This window comes from Methylomonas sp. ZR1 (assembly GCF_013141865.1).
GTDB lineage: Bacteria > Pseudomonadota > Gammaproteobacteria > Methylococcales > Methylomonadaceae > Methylomonas.
Map to the genome: position 1 here is coordinate 573,813 of NZ_RCST01000001.1, position 21,090 is coordinate 594,902.

Consider the following 21,090-nt stretch of genomic DNA (forward strand, 5'->3'; position numbering starts at 1 on the left):
GAGCGCAACATGTCCACGCACAATCAATACATCCGCTGGTTTGCAGAACTTACCATTAACGATATTCCGCTGGTCGGCGGTAAAAATGCCTCGCTCGGCGAGATGTATCGCGAGCTGGCCGCTGATGGGGTGATGGTCCCCAATGGTTTTGCGATTACCGCCGAAGCCTACCGTTATATGCTGGACCAGGCCGATGCTTGGCCACGCTTGCACGCCTTACTCGACGACGTCGATGCCGACGACGTTGCAGACTTGGCGCACCGTGCGCAACAGGCGCGGGATTTGGTGTATGCGGCGCCGTTGCCGGCTGATTTGCAGCAGCAAATTCTGGATGCTTTTGGGCAATTACAACGGCAGTATCAGGACGACTTAACCGTCGCGGTGCGCAGTTCCGCGACAGCCGAGGATTTGCCGACCGCCAGCTTTGCCGGTCAGCAAGATACCTATCTGAATATTCGCGGCGGCCAAGCTTTGCTGGATGCTTGCAAGCGTTGTTTTGCCAGTCTGTTTACCGACCGGGCGATTCATTATCGGCTGGATCAGGGCTTTGATCATTTCAAAATCGGTTTGTCGATTGGCGTGATGAAAATGGTGCGCTCCGATTTGGCGGCCAGTGGCGTGATGTTCTCGCTGGATACCGAGTCAGGCTTCAGCGATGCCGTGTTTATCACCGGGGCTTATGGCTTGGGTGAAAACGTGGTGCAGGGCGCGGTCGACCCGGACGAGTTTTACGTGCATAAGTCCACGTTTGCGCAAGGCTATCAGGCGGTATTGCGGCGCACGCTGGGCGCTAAAAAAATCAAGATGATCTATAGCGACGGCCGTACCCGCGAACCGATTCGCAACGTCGCCACCTCAAATCACGAGCGCCGGCAATTTTGTATCGATGATGCGGAAGTGCTGCAATTGGCCGATTACGCGCTGAAAATTGAACGGCATTATGGCCGGCCCATGGATATGGAATGGGCCAAGGACGGTTTGGACGGCAAGCTGTATATCGTGCAGGCCCGCCCGGAAACCGTGGCCTCGCAAAAAATCGGGAATGTGTTAGAACAATACCAGCTCAAACAAGCAGGCGAAGCCATCGTCAAAGGCCATGCCGTGGGCAGCAAGATCGCGGTGGGTCAGGCGCGGGTGATAGACAACGTCGCCAAACTCGGTAGTTTTAAACCCGGCGAAGTGTTGGTGGCCGATATGACGACGCCGGATTGGGAGCCGGTGATGAAAACCGCTGCGGCCATCGTGACCAATCGCGGTGGTAGAACCTGTCATGCAGCGATCATCGCACGCGAATTGGGCGTGCCGGCGGTGATCGGTTGCGAGAACGCGACAGCCGCGATAGCGAGCGGCAGCCTGGTCACGGTATCGTGCGCGGAAGGCGATGTCGGCAAAGTCTATGCCGGCCGGCTGGATTTTGACGTGACGCAGACGGATTTGTCGCAACTGCAGCGGCCAAAAACTAAGATCATGCTCAATCTGGGCAATCCGGAGTTGGCGTTTAAACTCAGCTTTCTGCCCAACGATGGCGTCGGCCTGGCGCGGATGGAATTCATCATCACCGAATATATCAAGGCCCATCCGATGGCTTTGATTCACCCGGAGAAAGTCGCCGATGTCGGTGAAACGGAGCAACTTAAGCAGTTGACCGAAGGCTATGCCCGACCGGAAGAGTTCTTTATTCAACGTCTGGCGGAAGGTGTCGGTACGATCGGCGCGGCGTTTTATCCCAAGCCGGTGGTCGTGCGGATGTCGGATTTTAAAACCAACGAATACGCCACCTTATTGGGCGGACGTTGGTTCGAGCGCGACGAAGCCAATCCGATGATCGGTTTTCGCGGCGCCTCGCGCTATGTGCACCCGGCTTATGCCGAGGGGTTTGCACTGGAATGCGCGGCCATGAAACGGGTGCGCGAGCAAATGGGCCTGAAAAATGTGGTGTTGATGATCCCATTCTGTCGGCGCATAGACGAGGCCGAGAGAGTATTGGCTTACATGGCAGAGCTGGGTTTAAAACGCGGGGATGACGGCCTGGAAATTTACGTGATGTGCGAGATACCGAATAACGTCATCCTGATCGACGAATTCGCCAAATTGTTCGACGGTTTTTCGATCGGCTCCAATGATTTGACGCAATTGACTCTGGGAGTGGATCGGGATTCGGAAATCGTCGCGAATGACTTCGACGAGCGAGATGCCGGCGTGAAGACCATGATTCGCCTGGCGGTGGAAGGTGCTCGCCGCAACGGCAGGCATTCAGGTCTTTGCGGTCAAGCGCCGTCGGATTACCCGGAAATGGCCGAATATTTAGTCGAAATCGGCATTGATTCGATGAGCTTGAATCCGGATACGGTGTTGCAGACTACCCAGCGTCTGCTGGATTTAGAACGTAGGTTGAGACGATAGCTACTCTGGGCGTTTGATGGCTCTATGACTTGCCGCTGATGTTTTCAATACCGTGTTACACCTAAATTTGTGTTGCTCTCGAACTTTGGTCGGAAACGGTTGCTCGAGTAAGGGAAAAATCTAAATTATGTTATTTCACCTGTTTTTTGTGAGCTAAATCACGGACTTTGATTAGGGGCTGAGAATAAGTAAATTCTAATTGTTTGTAATTAATACGTTTTATAGGTGGCATAAGGATTGCGTTAGGGAGGCAGGCGCCTGTCAGTGATGGCTTACAAGATTGTTAAGTCCTGGGCTCAAGGTGCTTTCTCCCTAAAACTTAAGATTTAAGGTAAAAAACGTATGATCAAAACAAAATTGGCTAAAGCTGTTTCGATGGCGGTCGCGGGTGTTGCGCTTTCAGCGGGTGCATCTACCGCATCGGCGCACGTCATGTACAACACCTTCACGACAACGGCGGCCAGTGCAACCGATGGTTGGAATTACACTTATGACGGTCCTGATGTCGATACCATTGCTACCGGCCCTGAAAGCGGCGGCTATCAAGGTACCCAAGTGCCTTGGCTTGGTACAACAGGCGGTGCGTTGCCGTTCGGATATACCGGTCGCGCGCATTTGAACTGGGCTGCCGCGATTCACGGACCAGGAACCTTGGAGGTGTCTGCCGCCGACGCACTGGCTGATTATGGCGTGGCAGCGGAAATTGATACGGGCGCCGGTGCTTGGAAAGATAATGGCCTGGGTAACGACGGGTTACCCACTGCAACAGGTCCAACCGGTTGGAAACACCAAATTGACATGGGTTTGATTAAATCCGACATCTCTACTGTACTGAGGCTGAACCTGACCTCGCTGGGCACCATTAACGGTAATTTTGGCGTTACCGTGTTTAAAGGTATGGATACTACCAACTCGGTAGCTTATAGCCACCACGGTAGTTGGAATAACACCGGCAAGCCGGAAAATACCAGCAACCCTTTCTACAATGTGGGCGTTGGTTCCGGTATGGAGTACCTGACTCATGACGCTACCGTCGATGCTGTGAATTATCTTGAGTTTTTCGCAGAGGCAGGCCAAGTTTATACGATTGCGCTGGGTGGTAACGGCGTCGGCAGATGGAATGCAAACGTCTCCGGCTACGAGTTATCCATTGCCGCTGTGCCAGTTCCTGGCGCCGTTTGGTTATTCGGCAGCGCGATGGCCGGGATGATCGGTTTTGGCGGTCGCCGTAAAGCTGCCGTCGCGGCGTAAGGGTGAAAGTATGCTGCAAGTCTGACGGTTTGTAGCGCAGGGAATGTGGTTTTAGGAATAATCAGGAAGATTTGCCAGGGATGGCGTCTTTGTTACGGGGCGGCTAAGGATGTGGTCGACCGTTCCTCCCAATAGATTCGTCGCTACCTTGTACCGAGTTCTGATCACAGTTAGCAGTTAAATTTTAGGTTTACCCTTTGATATACTCCCCGGTATTTTTGAGGGTGCGCTAATGTCCAAGGACGCAACGCTAGCTTTAAGACGCTTTATTTCGCAGCTGGCTTACAGGTTTTAAAAGCCGATGCGTCGTCTCTATACATTGGTTTTCGGTTTAATTTTACCCGCCGTTTTGTTTAGGCTTTACTGGCGCGGCATCAAAGCGCCGGCCTACCGGCAGCGTTGGCGCGAACGCTTAGGCATCTATTCCACCCCATCAAAGCGCGATGTCATTTGGTTGCACGCGGTTTCGGTGGGCGAAGCGGAAGCGGCTTTTCCATTGCTTAAGCTATTGCAGGCTGAATATCCGGAAATACCGGTGTTGGTCACCACCACCACGCCGACAGGGTCGGCGCGTGTTCAAGCTGTACTGGCTGACCAAGTCGAACACGTCTATCTGCCTTACGATTTACCTTTTATAGTCGCGCGCTTTCTTAAGCATTTTCGGCCAAGGCTGGCGGTGATCATGGAAAAGGAGATCTGGCCGAATTTGTTTGCCGCCTGTGCGATGCAGGCGATTCCACTATTTGTGATTAACGCGCGATTGTCCGAGCGATCTGCGCGTTCTTATCAAAAAATCCCGCGGTTGGTTAAACCGGCTTTAGCTTGCGTGCACACGATTGCAGCGCAAACCGAGGAAGATCGCTCGCGGTTTATCGAGATTGGTGCTGAATCGGCGCAAGTACAGGTGCTGGGGAATATCAAGTTTGATATGGCGGTAGATGCGGCTACGGTCGCGGCTGGGCAGCTATTGAAACAACAATTATTTGCCCAGCGTTGGGTCTGGATCATAGCTAGCACTCATCAGGGCGAAGAAGAGATATTTCTGGCGCTTTACCCGCTCCTTAAAGCATCGATACCCGAATTGCTGTTGTTGATAGTGCCACGCCATCCTGAGCGCTTTCAAACCGTTAAAAAGCTCTGCGAACAGCAGGGTTTGGCGGTGGCGATGCGTAGCGAGCAAAAGCAGCATCATGAGCAAACCGATGTTTATATCGCTGACAGCATGGGTGAGTTAAAAATGTTGTACGCCGCTGCCGATCTGGCTTTTGTCGGCGGTAGCCTGGTGCCGGTCGGCGGTCACAACGTATTGGAACCGGCCGCCATTGGCGTGCCAGTGTTATTTGGCTCGGAAATGTTTAATTTTCAGGAAATTGCCGAGCGCATTTTAGCCTTGGAAGGGGCGATACAGTGTCGTGATAGCCAAAGCCTAACCGATGCAGTGTTGCGTCTCTATCGCGATGTAGCGTTTAGAAATAGATTGATCGATAACGGTAGGTCGTTTGTAGAAAATAACCAAGGCGCGACAAAACGGGTGGTGGGTTTGTTGGCGCAGTGCCTGTAGTTTTACGTGTGGGTTAGGGCGGTTAGCGGGCAACTCGTTGAGGTTTTCCGTTATAATTCGCCCGTTTTTTAATTTGTAAAAGGTGTGAAGCGCATTATGTCGGATATTAAAAAAGTGGTGTTGGCCTATTCCGGTGGTTTGGATACCTCGGTTATTTTGAAATGGCTGCAAGATGTCTACGACTGTGAAGTGGTGACATTTACCGCCGACATCGGTCAGGGTGAAGAACTGGAGCCGGCTCGCGCTAAAGCAACTGCTGCCGGCATCAAGGAAATTTATATCGACGATTTGCGCGAAGAATTTGCTCGCGATTTCGTGTTTCCGATGTTCCGTGCCAATACCATTTACGAAGGCGAGTATCTGCTCGGCACTTCGATTGCCCGTCCCTTGATTGCCAAACGCTTAATCGAAATCGCCAATGAAACCGGTGCTGACGCGGTCTCTCATGGCGCGACCGGCAAGGGCAACGACCAAGTGCGTTTTGAATTGGGCGCTTATGCCTTGCGTCCGGATATTAAAATCATCGCCCCTTGGCGCGAATGGGATTTGAATTCGCGGCAAAAATTGCTGGATTATGCCGAACAGCACGGCATTTCCGTGGAAATGAAAAAGGGTAAAACCTCGCCTTATTCCATGGATGCCAACTCGTTGCATATTTCGTACGAAGGCCGGATTTTGGAAAATCCCTGGACGGAACCGGAAGAAGATATGTGGCGCTGGACCGTATCGCCGGAAAATGCCCCGGATCAAGCGACCTACGTGGAACTTACCTATCAGAATGGTGACATCGTCGCTATCGACGATGTGCCGCATACGCCGCATCAGGTGATGGAAAAATTGAACAAAGTTGCCGGTGCTAACGGCGTTGGCCGTCTGGACATCGTCGAGAATCGCTATGTCGGTATGAAGTCCAGAGGCTGCTACGAAACGCCTGCCGGCACGGTGATGTTGAAAGCGCATCGCGCCATCGAATCGCTGACCCTGGACCGCGAAGTGGCGCACTTAAAAGACGAGTTGATGCCGCGTTATGCGTCCTTGATTTACAACGGTTACTGGTGGAGTCCGGAGCGGGCGCTGTTACAAACCATGATCGATGCCTCACAGGTCAACGTTAACGGCAAGGTCCGGGTGAAGTTGTATAAAGGCAATGTGGTTGTGGTCGGTCGCGCCTCGGAAACCAATAGTCTGTTCGATGAAAATATCGCGACTTTTGAAGAAGATGGTGGTGCTTACAACCAAAAAGACGCCGAAGGCTTTATTAAACTGAATGCCCTGAGAATGCGGATTGCCGCCAAAAAAGGTCGTTGATCGCGGTTTGTATAAAACAGGACATTTTTGATTTAGCTTGTATAATGCGCCGATGTATTTCCGGCGGGCATGGGGTGCCGTTTAGGCGCCGCGTGCTCTAGGAAATCAATAGAGCTTCCCGATTAGCAACACTAAAAGAATAATGAGCGATATGCCTGAGATTAATCTGGATGATGTCAATACCGATAAGCATGAGATAGTCTATCTGCGCGCCCATCAGCATCAGGCGCTGATGAAGGCTAATCGCTTTTTGTTAATGCTGGTTCTGGCGTTGATGGCGGCGGTTTTTTTGTTGGGTTTTGTCTTACTGCCTAAACAAAATCTGTTGACCGAAATACAAAAGCATCAGGCTATCTCGGCAGTGTATGCCACGCAGAATCCGGCGCTATCCGCCGAAATCAGCGCCTTGAAAGGCCAGTTGTTCGGCTTGTTAAGCGGGTCTATCGACAGCAAGCTAAGAGCCCTGGAAGAGAATATCAAAAAGGGTAGCGTGGCTGATTCCCTGCAGACCATTCAGGATCTGAAAGGCGATGTCAAAATACTCACTACCTATTCCGTTGATTCGCCGGCAAAAGTGGAAGGTGCGGCTGCCAATCAGGCCCTGATCAAGGAATTGAACGACATTAAGGATTTGGTTTATCTGACCTTTGTGTCTTGCGGATTGATGATTGCGGCGATTGCCGGAGTTTGGCTACGCAACCGTTACCGCTTAACCCATCAACGCAGCCAACAGGCGTATCTCGGCCGTCAAGACTAACTTGTAGTATAACGACCATAAAAAAGCCGCTGTCCCGTGAGGGGCAGCGGCTTTTTGTTTGCCTGTAAGGCTACGATTATTTTTTCAGATATTCGTAAACTGCATCGATAGCTTGGTCTTCGGTGTAACCTGCTTTTTTCACAGGACCGACTTCCATGATAGCTGCAACAGCTTTAGGCATACCGTTTTTGCCTTCTTTTAAGACTTTGGCAAATTGGTCTTTAGGCAGTTTACCCGCGCCGATCAAAGCAGATAATTGTGGGTTAGAAGCGATGTCATGGCAAGCGCCGCAACCACGACCGAAAGCACGCTCATAAATTTTCGCGCCGATTTCTTCCGCTTCGTTAGCTGCAACTTGTCCGCTGATAGCGATCAAAGCTGCGCCTACTAATAAACCGAATGATTTTTTCATATGATTCTCTCGTTGTGTTTAAAAAAAGAACTGCATATTCTTATTTGCATAGGCAGTTCATTGGGAAATTAAGCGGGTAAAGGATAGGGAACTTTAGCGAAAAATTCAATCGATTTTCTCTGTCGCTCGCGCCTTTACCGGGTTTGCGGGCTGATTTTTCCAAGTAAAACTTAACATCGCCTGAAATAAGGAAAAATTCACATGTGCTTAGTTTTGGCCGGGTTGAAACCATTCCAAGTGTTTGCGCAGGCGCACTACGGTGCCCACTATGATCAAGGTCGGTGGTTTAATGTCCGCGTTTTCGACACGTTTAGGCATATCGCCCAGGGTGCCGGTAATGACTCGCTGATGGCGGGTAGTGCCTTGTTGAATCAATGCAATTGGTTGATCGACCGGGCAGCCGTGATCGATCAACGATTGGCAGATAGTCTCCAAACCGACCAGACCCATATAAATCACGACGGTCTGATTAGGCGAGGCTAACTGGCTCCAGTTGAGGTTGATGTTGCCGTCCTTCAAATGCCCAGTAACGAAGGTGCACGACTGTGCATGGTCGCGATGGGTCAGCGGAATTCCCGCATAGCTAGCGCAGCCGGCGGCAGCGGTAATGCCTGGTACGACTTGGAACTGAATGCCTTGCTGCATCAGGGTTTCGATTTCCTCGCCACCTCGGCCGAAAATAAACGGATCGCCGCCTTTCAGGCGTGCGACGCGCTTGCCCGACAAAGCCAGATTCGCCAGCAACTCGTTGATCGATTCCTGCGGTAGACTGTGATTGCTGCGTTGCTTGCCCACGTAGATTTTCTCCGCGTCGCGGCGAGCCATTTCTAATATTTCCTGGGAGACGAGCCTGTCGTAGACGATCACATCCGCTTGCTGCATCAAGCGCAGGGCTCGAAAAGTCAATAAATCCGGATCGCCGGGGCCGGCACCGATCAAATACACCTCGCCGCGATTTTGTGTCTGCTCAGCCGCATCAAGTTTGGCTTGTAATTCTATTGCAGCTTGCTCGCGGCGGCCGGAAAACACCAATTCGGCGATGTGGCCTTGCAAGGCGTCTTCCCAGAATACCCTGCGGCGGTTGGGTTCTTTGAGTCGTTCCTTAACCAATGCTCGAAAATCCTCGGCAAACTGCGCCAGCAGCCCGAACGCACCGGGAATGGCGCTTTCCACCTTGGAACGCAGTAAGCGCGCGAGAACCGGTGACACGCCGCCGGAAGACACCGCTACGATTAATGGCGAGCGATCAACAATCGCCGGAAAGATAAAACTGCATAAATCGGGATTATCCACCACGTTCACCGGAATATTCTGAGCCGTCGCAGCTTGCGCAACCGTTTCGTTGACCGTGCGCTGGTTGGTGGCCGATATGACCACGCGCATGCCTTTCACATCGTCCGCAGCAAAGGCCTTTTGTTGGATTACTACTTGATTATTGCGCCCCATTTCCGCGACGCTAGCGCCAATTTCCAGAGCCACCACGGTAATTCGCGCGCCGGTTTTTGCCAGGAGCTCGATTTTACGCGAGGCGATTTCGCCGGCGCCGACAACCAGGCATGGCTGGTCTTTTAGTTTTAAGAAAAGCGGGAAGTAATCCATGGTGCTTGATTTTCGTGGTCTGGGGTTGGTGTTATTATAAGCGTTGTCTAAAGAACAGTTGAGTGAACACCACTATGATCGAATTTGATTTGGAAGTCGATGCCAGCGGATTGCAATGTCCGTTACCGTTGCTGCGTTTGAAAAAGGCGATTATGGAAGTGGAAAGCGGCAGGGTAGTCAAAGTGATTGCTACCGATCCGGCGGCCCATTTGGACTTTGGCGTCTATATCGATCAAGCGGGACATATTCCGCTGAAGATATTCAAGGAAGCCGATAAACAAGTATTCTTTATACAGAAAAAATAGAAGCGATTCAATATTATAAAGGGTCAAAAGGGCGCTTCTTTTGACCCTTGTCCTCAGCTTTTATTTCCTCAAGCTAATAATCGGCCAGTTTGCTTGCCGAGCAACTTCCCGTAGTTTTTCGTCGGGATCGACAGCAACCGGTTGATCGACCAAGCTCAATAGCGGCAAATCGTTATGCGAATCGCTGTAGAACCAACTGCCTGCCAGCGTTTCCGTGGAATTGGCCAGCCAGTCGTTCAGCTGCACTACTTTTCCTTGCTGAAAGCAGGGTGTGCCGTTGAATTTACCGGTGTAGCGACCATCGACAAATTCCGGTGTGGTAGCCAGCAGGTTGTCGATACCGTATAGCTTGACGATAGGCTCGGTGACGAAGCGATTGGTGGCGGTAATCACCAGCAAGGTGTCGCCGGCCGCGCGATGCTTTTCCACCAAAGCTTGGGCAGCCTCCAGCATGATCGGCTCGATCAGCGTTTCGATGAATTCAGCGCGCCAGCGATACAGTTGCTCTGCGTCGTGTTGGGCTAGTGGCGCCAGTGAGAAATGCAAAAACTCGACAATATCCAGCGTGCCGTGTTTGTAATCCTCGTAGAATTTTTTATTGGCCTGTTCATACTGGTCTTTGTCGACAATGCCACGGTCGACTAAAAATTGGCCCCATAAAAAATCGCTGTCATCGGCGATCAGCGTGTTATCCAGATCAAAAATCGCTAAGCTCACGGCAAATCCGTCGTCATAAAGAAAAAAGTAGCGGCCTGTGGCGTCCGCCGGTTATTTGTGGAACAATTGCGCCATTCATTTTAATGGCCGTGCCGTTGTTAATTTTAACATCCAGGCATTAGCAACAGGGCGGCAAATAATACAGGTTTTTACATGATAGACTCGAAAGGATACCGGCCTAATGTCGGCATTATCCTTTGCAATGACGAGGGTCGTGTGTTTTGGGCAAAGCGCAAGGGCGCTAACTCGTGGCAGTTTCCGCAGGGCGGGATCGATGGCGACGAGGACCCGGAAACCGCGATGTATCGGGAGTTGTGGGAGGAAACCGGCTTGTGTGCAGAGCATGTGCAGTTGCTGGGGCGCACCCGTTATTGGTTGCGCTATAAACTGCCGGATCGGTATATCCGCAAAAATTCCACGCCCTTGTGCATCGGGCAGAAACAGATTTGGTTTATTTTGCGCTTGATGACAGATGAATCGAATGTCAGGTTCGATTGCGGGCACAAGCAGGAGTTCGATAACTGGAAGTGGGTGGAGTACTGGTATCCGCTGAAAGATGTGGTTTACTTCAAACGCCGGGTGTACCGCAAAGCGATGGACGAATTAGGAGCTTTGTTGATTGCCAATGACGTGGGAGTCAACGCCGAGAGTTATTTATCCGGAAGATTGGCGTTTGGTTAGTAACTGTGCTGGTTGGTTTGTAAGCCGCTCATGCTGATGGGCAGGTGATAGCATCTGGATCGCAAGTCGCCGTCATCCCCCAATTCGAAGATCCTGTAGCCGGGAGCTAGCGTATCCAGTTCAAACTCGGCGGCAAACGGTTTGAACTGAAAACAGCTGGCCGGCGTGGCGTATATCGCTATTTGTCTATGACTAGTTTGCATTTCCTGATGCAAATGACCGCAAGTGATGGCTTTAACCTGCGGGAACTGTTCCAATATTGCCAGCAATGCCTCGCCATTCTCAATTTGCATGGTATCCATCCAACTGCTCCCGCTGGCAATACAATGATGATGCACCGCCAGCAGCGCAGGCATGTCGTGTGTGCTTAGCGTTTGCCGTAAAAATATCAGTTCTTCCGGTGATAGAAACCCACTGGGGCACCCGGGTTTTTGGCTGTTTAACGCAATAATCTGCCAATTCTTCAGCAGCACATGTTTACGGCAACTGACGAAGTCAACGTTCAACTCGGTTTGCATCAGTTTCCAGTCGTCATGATTACCCGGCAAACACAGGCAAGGTGTTTGATAAGTTTGCAGATGCCGGCAAATTCGCCGGTAGCTATCGGCGCTAGGGTCTTGGCCTAAATCGCCGGTCAATAAAATCAAATCGAACGGGCCGAGAGTAGCATGCGCGTGGGCCAGGGTTTGCTGGAAATACTGTTCGGTATCGATACCAAGCATCCTGTCGCCGGCATGCGGCAATATATGCAGGTCGGTTAACTGCAAGACTTTTAAAGCAGGCATTGGTCAGCGCAGATAGGGGTAGTAGGCTTGGCTGTTAGGGTGAACCTCGCTCAAGTCTTCGTTTTTGCCAATCCAGCGGTAATTAGAATGTTGTTGTGCCGGTAGCTGATTAATATCCAGGTCAAGCTGCAATTGATAGCCTAAAACCACGTAATGGGTAGTGATGCCCGGCTGTTTGGCAAAATTAGTCTCATACAGATGGGTAAAGGCGCCCAGTAAATCAGCGCTTTCGATGCTGTAGGCAGTGCCTAACTCGGTTTCGGTAATTCTTTGAAACGCGGCTGCCAACGTTTCTGATTTATAGATTCTACCGCCCGGCACGAACCAATAACCCGCCGCCGGTTCATTCATGCGCAAGCCCATCAATATTTCATCCTTGCTGGAACGCACAATTAAGTCAATAGCGACTAGGGGGGTGTTTTTTACGACTGTCAGAAAATCCTGTTTATTGAGCATCCTATATTCCGTGAGCTGAGTGGGTGGAAGGTGATGTTAAACGTCTTTATACAATACCTTGGCATTGCGCTGATAGTTGTAAGCGCTTTTCATCGGTTCGGGCAAATCGTCGATTTCGCACGGCGCAAAACCGCGCTCGACGAACCAATGCACGGTTTGAGTGGAACGCACGAACAAACGCTGGATGTGCTCGGTTTTGGCTTTGTTGCCGAGATAGTCCAATAAACTGTTGCCGCGCGCGCCTTTTTGATAATCGGCATGCACCGCCAGACAGGCGATTTCCGCGCTATTGCCGTCGGCCATCGGATGAAACGCCGTGCAGCCGATGATCAGACCGTCGCGCTCGATAACGACGTAGTCGCCGATCTCCATCTCCAGCTTTTCCCGCGAACGCTTGACCAGGATGCCTTGCTGCTCCAAAGGTTTGATCAACTCCATAATGCCGCCGATGTCGTCCAATGTCGCTGCCCGTATAGTTTCGAAGGCGTTAGAGCTGATCAGTGTGCCGATACCGTCGCGGGTAAACAGTTCCAGGAGTAAGGCGCCGTCCACATGCCTATTGATCAAGTGCGCGCGCTGTACGCCTTTTTCGCAGCTTTGCATCGCGGCGCGTAATGAACGGGCGACTTCATCCGGGACCGTTGGCGTCTCTTGCAATAGTGCTGAAACTTGAGCCGTGGTGAGCTGTTGGATGGGATGATTATCGCCAGGCGATACGCAATTTTGTTCGGTCAACAAAATCAATTTTTCGGCTTGCAAGGCGATGGCTACTTCGGTTGCCACTTCCTCGGCCGACAGATTAAAAATTTCGCCGCTGGGCGAATAACCGATAGGTGAAATCAGCACCACATTGTGTTGATCCAGTTGCTGATGAATGGCTTGTGCATCGATACGCCGGACCTTGCCGGTGTGACAATAGTCGATGCCATCCAGTACGCCCAAGGGTTTGGCCGTAACGAAATTGCCGGACGCGACACGTATTTTGGCGCCGGCCATCGGCGAGCCGGACACACCCATCGATAACAGGGCCTCAATTTCCACCCGTACCAGACCTGCGGCCTGCTTGACGTATTGCAGCGTGGTGGCATCGGTAATCCGCAAATGGTGGTGAAACTGCGGTGTGTTGCCATGCCCGGTGACTTGTTCGTCGATCTGCGGGCGAATGCCGTGCACTAGTACCAGCCGGACGCCCAGACTCCTCAGCAACGCGAAGTCGTGAATCAGATTGTCGAACTCCGGCTCCGTCACCGCGTTCCCGCCGAAAAAGATCACAAAGGTGCGGTTGCGATGAGCATGGATGTAAGGCGACGAATTTCTGAACCAATTAACGAAAGTTGATTGATGTTCCATGGAGTGTTTACGAATCGGTTGCGGGGTTGCTGGCTGCTTAGTGTAACTTTGCCGGCGTTAAAACCCAATCAGGGCTGGTTATTTGGTTTTTTTCCAACGGCTGGCCACATAATCCAGCGCTTCTTGAATGTTCAGGTCCCGAGTACCGCCGCCGGTTCGCACGAAGAATTTGGGGGTGTTGCTCTGCGTCAGAAACACGGGCCGGTGTGAGGGGGAGACAATAACCCGGCAGACATCACGGTCGGCCAATTTATGAAAAAGCACGTGGATCAGCGGGCACAAATCGGCCCCCAGAGTGCTGGAGATCGCAGTCATCAAGGTTTGCTCGAAACCATCATGGTCGGGTTTTTTCAGGGTTTGGAAATCCGAGTCCAGGCCGAGGACTTCGCCATTGTCGGCCACGCCGATCAGCAAGGTGCCGCCAACCGGGCTGTTGAAGAAACCGGCCAGGGTTTTCATAATCACGCCTTCCAGGGCCTTATTGACGCGCTGCTCCTGAATATCCCAGCGCAGCGACGATTTAAACTCCAGTAACGGTCCTTCGCCTTGGCGGATGATGGTTGGTAAATCTTTTTCCAGCTCGACTTTCAACGCATCCAAAGCGACCAACCGCTTGTGCAGTATCTGATAAAAACCCAGCGATAGCAGACCTAGTATCGCGCCGATTTCGGCGTAGAACAGAATCAGGTTGTTCTGATTGATTTGGCCGGTCATTACTTCAGTGAACTGGCCGAGCACGAATTCGATAGAGGAAAGCGGATCGGCGTTGCGTTCGCGCGAACTGATGTAATCGTAACTGGGCGCCAATAAAAATATTCCCATGCCGGCACCGATCCAGCCGGCTATGAAATAGATTTTCAGCTTTTGTTTCCAGATGTAGAGCAGTTGCAGCAGGAAGCGTTTCATCAGCGATTGGGATTAAGGCCAAGTTGCGGCGGTAATGGATCAATTACACGATTTAGCCGGTTTGATCGCTTCAGTTGCAATCGCTACCAAAAATTATGTGCTGCCTCTATGGGGTACAGCATTGAAAATTCTGGCGAAGCTTGTAAGGAGTTAACCGGAATAGTAAGGCTGCTTCCAGATATTTTGGAAGCAGCAAATGACCACGTGTTGGTTGATATGCAAAGTTGAACACTTGATGGCGTCTTAACAGCCAAAGCCATCAAGCCTTTTGTTGCATCGTAAAGGTACTAATCTTCGAGCCTGGACAAATCCCGCACGGCGCCCTTGTCGGCGGAGGTGGCAAAATGAGCATACGTCTTCAGCGCCACTGAAACTTTGCGGGGGCGCAGCTTGGCTGGTTTCCAGCCCAATTTATCCTGTTCGGTCCGGCGCTGGGCCAGTTCCTCGTCGCTCACCATTACGTTGATCGTGCGCTTGGGAATATCAATACGAATACGGTCGCCATTTTTTACCAAACCAATCGCGCCGCCAGCTGCCGCTTCCGGCGAACAGTGGCCGATGGACAAGCCGGAGGTGCCGCCGGAAAAACGGCCGTCGGTCAATAGCGCGCAGGCTTTGCCCAAACCCTTGGATTTGATGTAGCTGGTCGGATACAGCATTTCCTGCATGCCGGGTCCGCCTTTGGGGCCTTCGTAACGCACCACTACTACATCGCCGGCTTTGACTTTGTTATTGAGGATGTTTTCTACCGCTTCATCTTGCGATTCGACCACATGGGCGTTGCCTTCAAATACCAGCAGGCTGTCATCGACGCCGGCGGTTTTGATCACGCAGCCATCCAGAGCGATATTGCCGTGCAATACCGCTAACCCGCCTTCCTGGCTGAAGGCATGGTCAATGGAGCGGATACAGCCTTCGGCACGATCAGTGTCCAGGCTGGGCCAACGGGTGTTCTGGCTAAATGCCACTTGCGTAGGGATACCTGCTGGGCCGGCCAGATAAAAAGTTTTTACGGCATCGTCGGGGTTGGCGGTAATGTCCCATTGTGCCAGGGCATCGCCGAGAGTTTTGGCGTGCACGGTGGGTACATCGGTGTGCAAGCGACCCGCCCGGTTAAGTTCGGCCAGAATCGCCATGATGCCGCCGGCGCGATGCACGTCTTCGATATGATATTTGTTGGTGTTGGGCGCGACCTTGCACAGTTGCGGCACCACTCTGGACATGCGATCAATATCCGCCATGGTGAAATCGATGCCGGCTTCTTGAGCAATAGCCAGTAGATGCAAGATGGTGTTAGTGGAGCCGCCCATGGCAATGTCCAGGGCAATCGCATTTTCAAAGGCTTTAAAACCCACCGCGCGCGGCAGCACCGATGCGTTATTTTGCTCGTAATATTGTTTGGCCAGTTCGACGATACGGCGGCCGGCTTGTTTGAACAATTGTTCGCGATCGGCATGGGTGGCTAACATGGTGCCGTTGCCCGGCAACGACAAGCCCAGTGCTTCGGTCAGGCAGTTCATCGAATTGGCGGTGAACATGCCGGAGCAGGAGCCGCAGGTCGGGCAGGCCGAACGTTCGACAGCAGCCAGGTCGGTGTCGGATACTTTGCTGTCTGCCGCCATGACCATGGCGTCCACCAAGTCCAGCCTCTTGATGTCCGCGCTTTCCGCCAACCTTACTTTACCGGCTTCCATCGGGCCGCCGGAGACAAAGATCACCGGAATATTGATGCGCATAGCCGCCATCAACATGCCCGGGGTGATTTTGTCGCAGTTGGATATACAGACAATCGCATCGGCGCAATGCGCATTGACCATGTACTCGACGCTGTCGGCAATCAAATCGCGGCTGGGCAGGCTATACAGCATACCGTCGTGACCCATGGCAATGCCGTCGTCTACCGCGATGGTGTTGAATTCCTTGGCGACGCCGCCGGCCAGTTCAATCTCGCGTGCCACCAATTGGCCAAGATCTTTTAAATGTACGTGGCCCGGCACGAACTGAGTGAAAGAATTGGCTACTGCGATAATCGGTTTATTGAAATCGCCGTCTTTCATGCCGGTGGCGCGCCACAATGCGCGCGCGCCAGCCATATTGCGGCCTTGAGTGGTGGTATGAGAACGGTATGCAGGCATGGTGATTCCAGATGAAAGCAAAAGCGGCGCTTAAACTGCCGCGGGAAAGGGCGTCATTTGAAGCAGGGCGGTCCTGCGGCTAATTCGTTTAAAACTAAAAACTATCCCAGCCGCTGGAACGGCGGCGCCAGCTGAGTTTGGGCAGAATAAAGCCCAGCAATACGCCGAATAAAGCCAAGCCGCCGCCGTACAAAAACCAGTCCTGGTTACTGCTGTCGGTCAACGCCTGATTTTCGCGTTTTAATTGTTGTAGTTCGCGTTCGACGGAGATGACGCGCTCCTGCAATTGGTCGCGCTGTTGTTTGAGTTGTATCGCATTGGCGGCAGTTTGCTGAAGTTCGCTAAGGTCGGCGCTGAGCTTATCGCGTTCTTTGCCAATTTCCTGGCTGTTGGCTTGTCCGGCTTTAAGTTGTTTGTTTTCTTCCTGCAGCGCTTCGAGTTTTTTGCTGACGGCTTCCAGTTGATTGCGGGCGCTGGGTTCGCCGGTCAGGTAGCGGCTGAGAATGAAGCCCTCCGCGCCGCTGCTGGTTTGTATATAGGTATAGCCGTTTTCGGTACTTTCTTGCAATACGCTGACTGGGATGCCGTTTTCCAACATTTTGACGATCTTGGTGCGCTCACTTTCGCCGCTGCGCAACGGCACCTCAACTTTGTCGGTGACGTAGGCGGTTCTTGCCATGGCAAGCGGGCTAATCAGCAGACAGGCAAACAGGTAGGCAAAAGTTTTTTTCACAGTATCACTCTTCGTTCGGCGTAAAGAAAGCGGCGATTCTAGCGAAATTATCGGCAGATGAGAAATTCCAGTAGCGCTTTCTGAGCGTGCAGGCGATTCTCGGCTTCCGGAAATATCACGCTTTGTGGGCCGTCGATGACCTCGGCTGTCACTTCTTCGCCGCGATGTGCCGGCAGGCAGTGCATGAACAGCGCATCGGTTTTGGCGGCAGCCATGGTTTTGCTGTTGACCTGAAAATCCTTAAATACGAATTCGCGTTTTTTTTGTTCCTCTTCCTGTCCCATGCTGGCCCAGACGTCCGTCACCACTAAATCGGCTTGCTGTGCCGCTTGCTCCGGCGTATTGAAAAACGCCACTCTATGTCCGGCGGCATCGACGATACTTTGCTGCGGACGGTAATCGACAGGGCAGGCGATGTTCAATTTAAAGTCGAATTGGCGAGCCGCATTGATATAGGAATGGCACATATTATTGCCGTCGCCGATCCAGGCTACGGTTTTGCCGGCGATGTCGCCGCGCAGCTCGAAATAGGTTTGCATATCGGCCAGCAATTGACACGGGTGCAGCAAATCGGTCAGGCCGTTGATGACGGGTACTCGCGAGTGCTTGGCAAAGGTGGTGACCGTTTCGTGATTGTTGGTGCGCAGCATAATACAGTCCACCATGCTGGAGATCACCTTGGCGCTATCTTCCAGGGGTTCGCCGCGGCCGAGTTGCGTGTCTCTGGGTGATAGAAACAGGGCGCTGCCGCCGAATTGGGCCATGCCTGCTTCGAAGGAGATACGGGTGCGGGTCGAGGATTTTTCGAAAATCATCGCCAGCACTTTACCTTTGAAGGGCTGATAGTCCGGGGTGCGATGCAATTTGAGCTGAATGGCCCGTTGAATCAGGTTGTGTAGTTCGGCGCTGGACAAATCCAGCAGACTGATGAAGTGTCTGGGTTGCATGGTTATTGTCTGCAAAATGCCTGAATGAGCGCTGTCAGGGTGTCTGTCAGCGTTGATATTTGTGCGTCGTCGATGATTAGCGGCGGCAGCAAACGGATAGTGTTGTCGGCAGTGACGTTGATCAATAAGCCTTCCGCCAAGGCTTTTCCGACCAATTCGCCGCAAGGCCGATCCAGTTCAATGCCTATCATCAAGCCTTTATGGCGAATATCGACGATATGCGGGGTGTTTGCCAGTGCGTTTTTGAAGCGCTGGCAAATTTGTTCGCCCTTTGATTGCGCATCGGCGATCAAGGTGCCGGTTGATAAAGTTTCCAGTACCGCTAAGGCAGCGCTGCAGGCCAGTGGATTGCCGCCAAACGTCGAGCCGTGATTGCCGGCTTGTAACACATCCGCTGCTTTGCCGCGTGCCAGGCAAGCGCCAATTGGCACGCCGTTGCCCAAGGCTTTAGCCATCGTGCAAACATCCGGCAGGATGCCGGGATGTTGATAAGCCAGAAAGCGCCCGGTACGGCCGGCGCCGGTTTGAATTTCATCCAGCATCATCAGCAGATTGTGCCGATCACATAGTGCGCGAATTTGGTTTAAGTAATCCGCCGCCGGAATATTCACCCCGCCTTCGCCTTGCACCGGTTCAACCAGGATCGCGACTATGTTTTTATCGGCGGCGAGAGCTGCTTCGATAGCCGGCATGTCGTTGTACGGCACATGGGTAAACCCGGCCAACAGCGGCGCGAAGCCTTGCTTGATCTTGGTGTTGCCGGTGGCGCTCAGCGTGCCCATAGTCCGGCCATGGAAGCTTTTTTCCATGGTCAACACTACTGGGTTTTCAACGCCTTGCTGGTGGCCGTATTTGCGGGCGATTTTTATCGCCGCTTCGTTGGCTTCGGCGCCGGAATTGCTGAAAAACACATTATCCATGCCGCTTAGCTCGATCAGTCTATCCGCCAGTTGCGACTGCAACTCTACGCCGTAAAGATTGGAGGTATGCAGCAAGGTTTTGCTTTGCCGGCACAGCGCTTCATGCACGGCCGGATGGGCGTGGCCCAGGTTGCACACGGCAATACCGGCCACCGAGTCGAGATAGCGGCGTCCATCGGTATCCCACAACCACGCGCCTTCGCCGCGTGTAAAAGTGACCGACTGGCGGGCATAGGTAGGCATGATGTGACTGGTCATTGTGCTAAGACTCTGAAAGTGTTTTGAAAAACGCTATTCGCTCGAAAAAAGCGCGCGATTATATTTTTTTCATCCCGCGTACGCAATAAATACTTTTCCTCAAAATCCAGTGTTTTGCCGGATGTCCGTAGCAATAGTGGAGCGATTTGCCCGAAATTTTCGCGTGTCTGGGCGTTTGTTATAAATCTGTAACATTGATGCTTTAAATTCTCGCAAATTAAGTTGTTTCGACCGGTTTGAGTTTGCCGGCGATTACTCACAAAGGACTTGCGTTGAACGACAACGAACATCTTTTAGACGATAAAAAGCACATCGTTTCGATCCGGTTGAACAATTCCGATCGGATTGCCGTGCGTGCCATGGCCGCTCGGCTGTTTGTGCGTGAGTCGGAATTGTACCGGTTTGCGGTCTACCATTTGCTGAATCGCTTACACAAGCTGCATGAAGACTCGTGTGTCGGTAGCGATTTGTTACCGTTATTCATCGAGTTTAAGGACGAGCTCAACACGCATTTGGGCTTAAAAAAGCATCAGCTATTCAAGATTTTTAACGGCAAGAACCCCGATCCGGAAAAATTCGTATCAATGGCCGATATTGAGCTGTTGTTATTGCCGCAACACGCGGTGCGTCAGCGCTTGCAACAAATGAACGAGGCTGCCGGGCAGCGCAGAGCCGACACCAACGCCTGGCTTTTGGAATATTTGAAGGATAAATATCACTTCAGCGTGTATGACGCGGATACGGAGTTGCCGTTTCTGGATGCGTTGGCGCTGGAAAATAGATAAATCGTCAGTCATTCAGCTATCTCGGCCGTCATCGGTTCGGCGGAAGCTGAGAATTTGCCAAATGTTCTCTAGCACAGTGTGTCTGCGAATGTGTATGGCTGGACAGTAATAGGGCGTTTTAGCTATGCTCAGCAAACTTAATTGTTTTGTTGCGCGGAGGCGGCATGTCATTGACCCCATCTTTGTTTCCGGAATTGATTCAAGCGTTGATTGAGACCATTGATGCGCATGCCGAAGAAGTAACGGAACTGGATCAAGCGATAGGCGACGGCGACCATGTGTTTAATTTACAGCGTGGTTTGCAGGCCTTACGCGAGCATGCCGGTGAGATTGCGACACTCGACTGGGTGGCGGCTTGGCAGAAAATTGGCATGACGGTGATGGCTGCTGTCGGTGGTGCGTCCGGATCTTTGTACGCGACTTTGTTCATCGCGTTGGCAAAGAATGCTAAGGACAAGCTTATCGATCTTGCTGGGTTTTCTGATGCATTTTTGCAGGCAGTCGAGGCTGTGAAGCAACGCGGCAAGTCTGATGTTGGTGAGAAGACCATGCTGGATGTGCTAGTGCCGGTCGCCAAGGAGTTGCGGGAGCATGCGGCTGCGGGTAAGCCGCTGGCCGAGATTCTGGATAGCCTAAGCCTGGTGGCGGCAGAAGGCGTGGAAGCGACTCGGGACATGCTTGCCACCAAGGGCCGGGCCTCGTTTCTGGGCGAGCGCAGCAAGGGCCATATCGATGCCGGTGCCAAGACTGCGCAGTTGATGATCGCGGCGATTGCCGAGGTGTTGAAAAACGCCCAGGTTCAACCCGCTTAGATTGTTGCC

Annotated in this window: 20 protein-coding genes; 9 read left to right on the forward strand and 11 right to left on the reverse strand. The window is 52.2% G+C overall.

Going from position 1 to position 21,090, the window contains the following annotated elements:
• Positions 1–9 precede the first annotated feature (9 nt).
• The 5 genes from ppsA to DDY07_RS02630 all read left to right on the forward strand — a co-directional run bounded on the left by ppsA (position 10) and on the right by DDY07_RS02630 (position 7,280).
• Positions 10–2,403, forward strand: coding sequence for a phosphoenolpyruvate synthase (gene ppsA, locus DDY07_RS02610; protein WP_171694702.1), 2,394 nt, complete (start codon positions 10–12; stop codon positions 2,401–2,403).
• Positions 2,404–2,745: 342 nt separating this feature from the next.
• Positions 2,746–3,654: a hypothetical protein gene (locus DDY07_RS23805; RefSeq protein WP_216614698.1), complete on the forward strand. Its 909-nt coding sequence runs from the start codon at positions 2,746–2,748 to the stop codon at positions 3,652–3,654.
• 301 nt (positions 3,655–3,955) lie between these two features.
• Complete coding sequence (waaA, locus tag DDY07_RS02620; RefSeq protein ID WP_171694703.1) at positions 3,956–5,215, forward strand: lipid IV(A) 3-deoxy-D-manno-octulosonic acid transferase; 1,260 nt, start codon at positions 3,956–3,958, stop codon at positions 5,213–5,215.
• A gap of 96 nt (positions 5,216–5,311) precedes the next feature.
• Positions 5,312–6,523: an argininosuccinate synthase gene (locus tag DDY07_RS02625; protein WP_033157351.1), complete on the forward strand. Its 1,212-nt coding sequence runs from the start codon at positions 5,312–5,314 to the stop codon at positions 6,521–6,523.
• Between the two features lie 142 nt (positions 6,524–6,665).
• Positions 6,666–7,280: a hypothetical protein gene (locus DDY07_RS02630; protein WP_171694704.1), complete on the forward strand. Its 615-nt coding sequence runs from the start codon at positions 6,666–6,668 to the stop codon at positions 7,278–7,280.
• A 76-nt stretch (positions 7,281–7,356) separates the two neighbouring features.
• Here the strand turns inward: DDY07_RS02630 and DDY07_RS02635 are convergent, their stop codons facing one another.
• On the reverse strand, positions 7,357–7,692 hold the full coding sequence (locus tag DDY07_RS02635; protein ID WP_036274679.1) for a c-type cytochrome: 336 nt from the start codon (positions 7,690–7,692) through the stop codon (positions 7,357–7,359).
• 207 nt (positions 7,693–7,899) lie between these two features.
• Positions 7,900–9,291 (reverse strand): siroheme synthase CysG, encoded by a 1,392-nt coding sequence (cysG, locus tag DDY07_RS02640; RefSeq protein WP_171694705.1) that lies wholly within the window; start codon positions 9,289–9,291, stop codon positions 7,900–7,902.
• 74 nt (positions 9,292–9,365) lie between these two features.
• Here cysG and DDY07_RS02645 point away from each other — a divergent pair, with 74 nt between their 5' ends.
• A complete protein-coding gene (locus tag DDY07_RS02645) occupies positions 9,366–9,596 on the forward strand; it encodes a sulfurtransferase TusA family protein (RefSeq protein WP_020482444.1) in 231 nt (76 codons plus the stop codon).
• 60 nt (positions 9,597–9,656) lie between these two features.
• On the opposite strand, the gene DDY07_RS02650 is transcribed toward DDY07_RS02645, so the two are convergent.
• Positions 9,657–10,313, reverse strand: coding sequence for an HAD-IB family hydrolase (locus tag DDY07_RS02650; protein ID WP_171694706.1), 657 nt, complete (start codon positions 10,311–10,313; stop codon positions 9,657–9,659).
• A gap of 153 nt (positions 10,314–10,466) precedes the next feature.
• Between DDY07_RS02650 and DDY07_RS02655 the strand changes: the two genes are divergently transcribed.
• A complete protein-coding gene (locus DDY07_RS02655; protein WP_020482442.1) occupies positions 10,467–10,994 on the forward strand; it encodes an RNA pyrophosphohydrolase in 528 nt (175 codons plus the stop codon).
• Here the strand turns inward: DDY07_RS02655 and cpdA are convergent.
• From cpdA to DDY07_RS02695, 8 genes are all read right to left on the reverse strand, one after another.
• On the reverse strand, positions 10,991–11,779 hold the full coding sequence (cpdA, locus tag DDY07_RS02660; protein ID WP_171694707.1) for a 3',5'-cyclic-AMP phosphodiesterase: 789 nt from the start codon (positions 11,777–11,779) through the stop codon (positions 10,991–10,993). The genes DDY07_RS02655 and cpdA overlap by 4 nt on opposite strands.
• A 3-nt stretch (positions 11,780–11,782) precedes the next feature.
• Positions 11,783–12,235 (reverse strand): GDP-mannose mannosyl hydrolase, encoded by a 453-nt coding sequence (locus tag DDY07_RS02665; RefSeq protein WP_171694708.1) that lies wholly within the window; start codon positions 12,233–12,235, stop codon positions 11,783–11,785.
• 36 nt (positions 12,236–12,271) lie between these two features.
• A complete protein-coding gene (argA, locus tag DDY07_RS02670; protein ID WP_171694709.1) occupies positions 12,272–13,585 on the reverse strand; it encodes an amino-acid N-acetyltransferase in 1,314 nt (437 codons plus the stop codon).
• A 78-nt stretch (positions 13,586–13,663) separates the two neighbouring features.
• Complete coding sequence (locus DDY07_RS02675) at positions 13,664–14,491, reverse strand: helix-turn-helix domain-containing protein (RefSeq protein WP_171694710.1); 828 nt, start codon at positions 14,489–14,491, stop codon at positions 13,664–13,666.
• A gap of 287 nt (positions 14,492–14,778) precedes the next feature.
• Complete coding sequence (gene ilvD / locus DDY07_RS02680) at positions 14,779–16,626, reverse strand: dihydroxy-acid dehydratase (protein ID WP_171694711.1); 1,848 nt, start codon at positions 16,624–16,626, stop codon at positions 14,779–14,781.
• 94 nt (positions 16,627–16,720) lie between these two features.
• A complete protein-coding gene (locus DDY07_RS02685; protein ID WP_084153328.1) occupies positions 16,721–17,359 on the reverse strand; it encodes a TIGR04211 family SH3 domain-containing protein in 639 nt (212 codons plus the stop codon).
• A 47-nt stretch (positions 17,360–17,406) separates the two neighbouring features.
• A complete protein-coding gene (argF, locus tag DDY07_RS02690; protein WP_033157364.1) occupies positions 17,407–18,306 on the reverse strand; it encodes an ornithine carbamoyltransferase in 900 nt (299 codons plus the stop codon).
• 2 nt (positions 18,307–18,308) lie between these two features.
• Positions 18,309–19,484 (reverse strand): acetylornithine transaminase, encoded by a 1,176-nt coding sequence (locus DDY07_RS02695; protein WP_171694712.1) that lies wholly within the window; start codon positions 19,482–19,484, stop codon positions 18,309–18,311.
• 272 nt (positions 19,485–19,756) lie between these two features.
• Here DDY07_RS02695 and DDY07_RS02700 point away from each other — a divergent pair, with 272 nt between their 5' ends.
• Both DDY07_RS02700 and dhaL read left to right on the forward strand, forming a co-directional pair.
• Positions 19,757–20,269, forward strand: a complete 513-nt coding sequence (locus tag DDY07_RS02700) for a hypothetical protein (RefSeq protein ID WP_225893059.1) — start codon at positions 19,757–19,759, stop codon at positions 20,267–20,269.
• Between the two features lie 164 nt (positions 20,270–20,433).
• Complete coding sequence (dhaL, locus tag DDY07_RS02705) at positions 20,434–21,081, forward strand: dihydroxyacetone kinase subunit DhaL (RefSeq protein ID WP_171694713.1); 648 nt, start codon at positions 20,434–20,436, stop codon at positions 21,079–21,081.
• Positions 21,082–21,090: the final 9 nt, after the last annotated feature.

Excerpts from the sequence above, each read along its gene's own strand:
- ppsA (WP_171694702.1), top strand. The coding sequence starts at position 10 with ATGTCCACGCACAATCAATACATCCGCTGGTTTGCAGAACTTACCATT.
- DDY07_RS23805 (WP_216614698.1), top strand. The coding sequence starts at position 2,746 with ATGATCAAAACAAAATTGGCTAAAGCTGTTTCGATGGCGGTCGCGGGT.
- waaA (WP_171694703.1), top strand. The coding sequence starts at position 3,956 with ATGCGTCGTCTCTATACATTGGTTTTCGGTTTAATTTTACCCGCCGTT.
- DDY07_RS02625 (WP_033157351.1), top strand. The coding sequence starts at position 5,312 with ATGTCGGATATTAAAAAAGTGGTGTTGGCCTATTCCGGTGGTTTGGAT.
- DDY07_RS02630 (WP_171694704.1), top strand. The coding sequence starts at position 6,666 with ATGAGCGATATGCCTGAGATTAATCTGGATGATGTCAATACCGATAAG.
- DDY07_RS02635 (WP_036274679.1), bottom strand. The coding sequence starts at position 7,692 with ATGAAAAAATCATTCGGTTTATTAGTAGGCGCAGCTTTGATCGCTATC.
- cysG (WP_171694705.1), bottom strand. The coding sequence starts at position 9,291 with ATGGATTACTTCCCGCTTTTCTTAAAACTAAAAGACCAGCCATGCCTG.
- DDY07_RS02645 (WP_020482444.1), top strand. The coding sequence starts at position 9,366 with ATGATCGAATTTGATTTGGAAGTCGATGCCAGCGGATTGCAATGTCCG.
- DDY07_RS02655 (WP_020482442.1), top strand. The coding sequence starts at position 10,467 with ATGATAGACTCGAAAGGATACCGGCCTAATGTCGGCATTATCCTTTGC.
- cpdA (WP_171694707.1), bottom strand. The coding sequence starts at position 11,779 with ATGCCTGCTTTAAAAGTCTTGCAGTTAACCGACCTGCATATATTGCCG.
- DDY07_RS02665 (WP_171694708.1), bottom strand. The coding sequence starts at position 12,235 with ATGCTCAATAAACAGGATTTTCTGACAGTCGTAAAAAACACCCCCCTA.
- argA (WP_171694709.1), bottom strand. The coding sequence starts at position 13,585 with ATGGAACATCAATCAACTTTCGTTAATTGGTTCAGAAATTCGTCGCCT.
- DDY07_RS02675 (WP_171694710.1), bottom strand. The coding sequence starts at position 14,491 with ATGAAACGCTTCCTGCTGCAACTGCTCTACATCTGGAAACAAAAGCTG.
- ilvD (WP_171694711.1), bottom strand. The coding sequence starts at position 16,626 with ATGCCTGCATACCGTTCTCATACCACCACTCAAGGCCGCAATATGGCT.
- argF (WP_033157364.1), bottom strand. The coding sequence starts at position 18,306 with ATGCAACCCAGACACTTCATCAGTCTGCTGGATTTGTCCAGCGCCGAA.
- DDY07_RS02695 (WP_171694712.1), bottom strand. The coding sequence starts at position 19,484 with ATGACCAGTCACATCATGCCTACCTATGCCCGCCAGTCGGTCACTTTT.
- dhaL (WP_171694713.1), top strand. The coding sequence starts at position 20,434 with ATGTCATTGACCCCATCTTTGTTTCCGGAATTGATTCAAGCGTTGATT.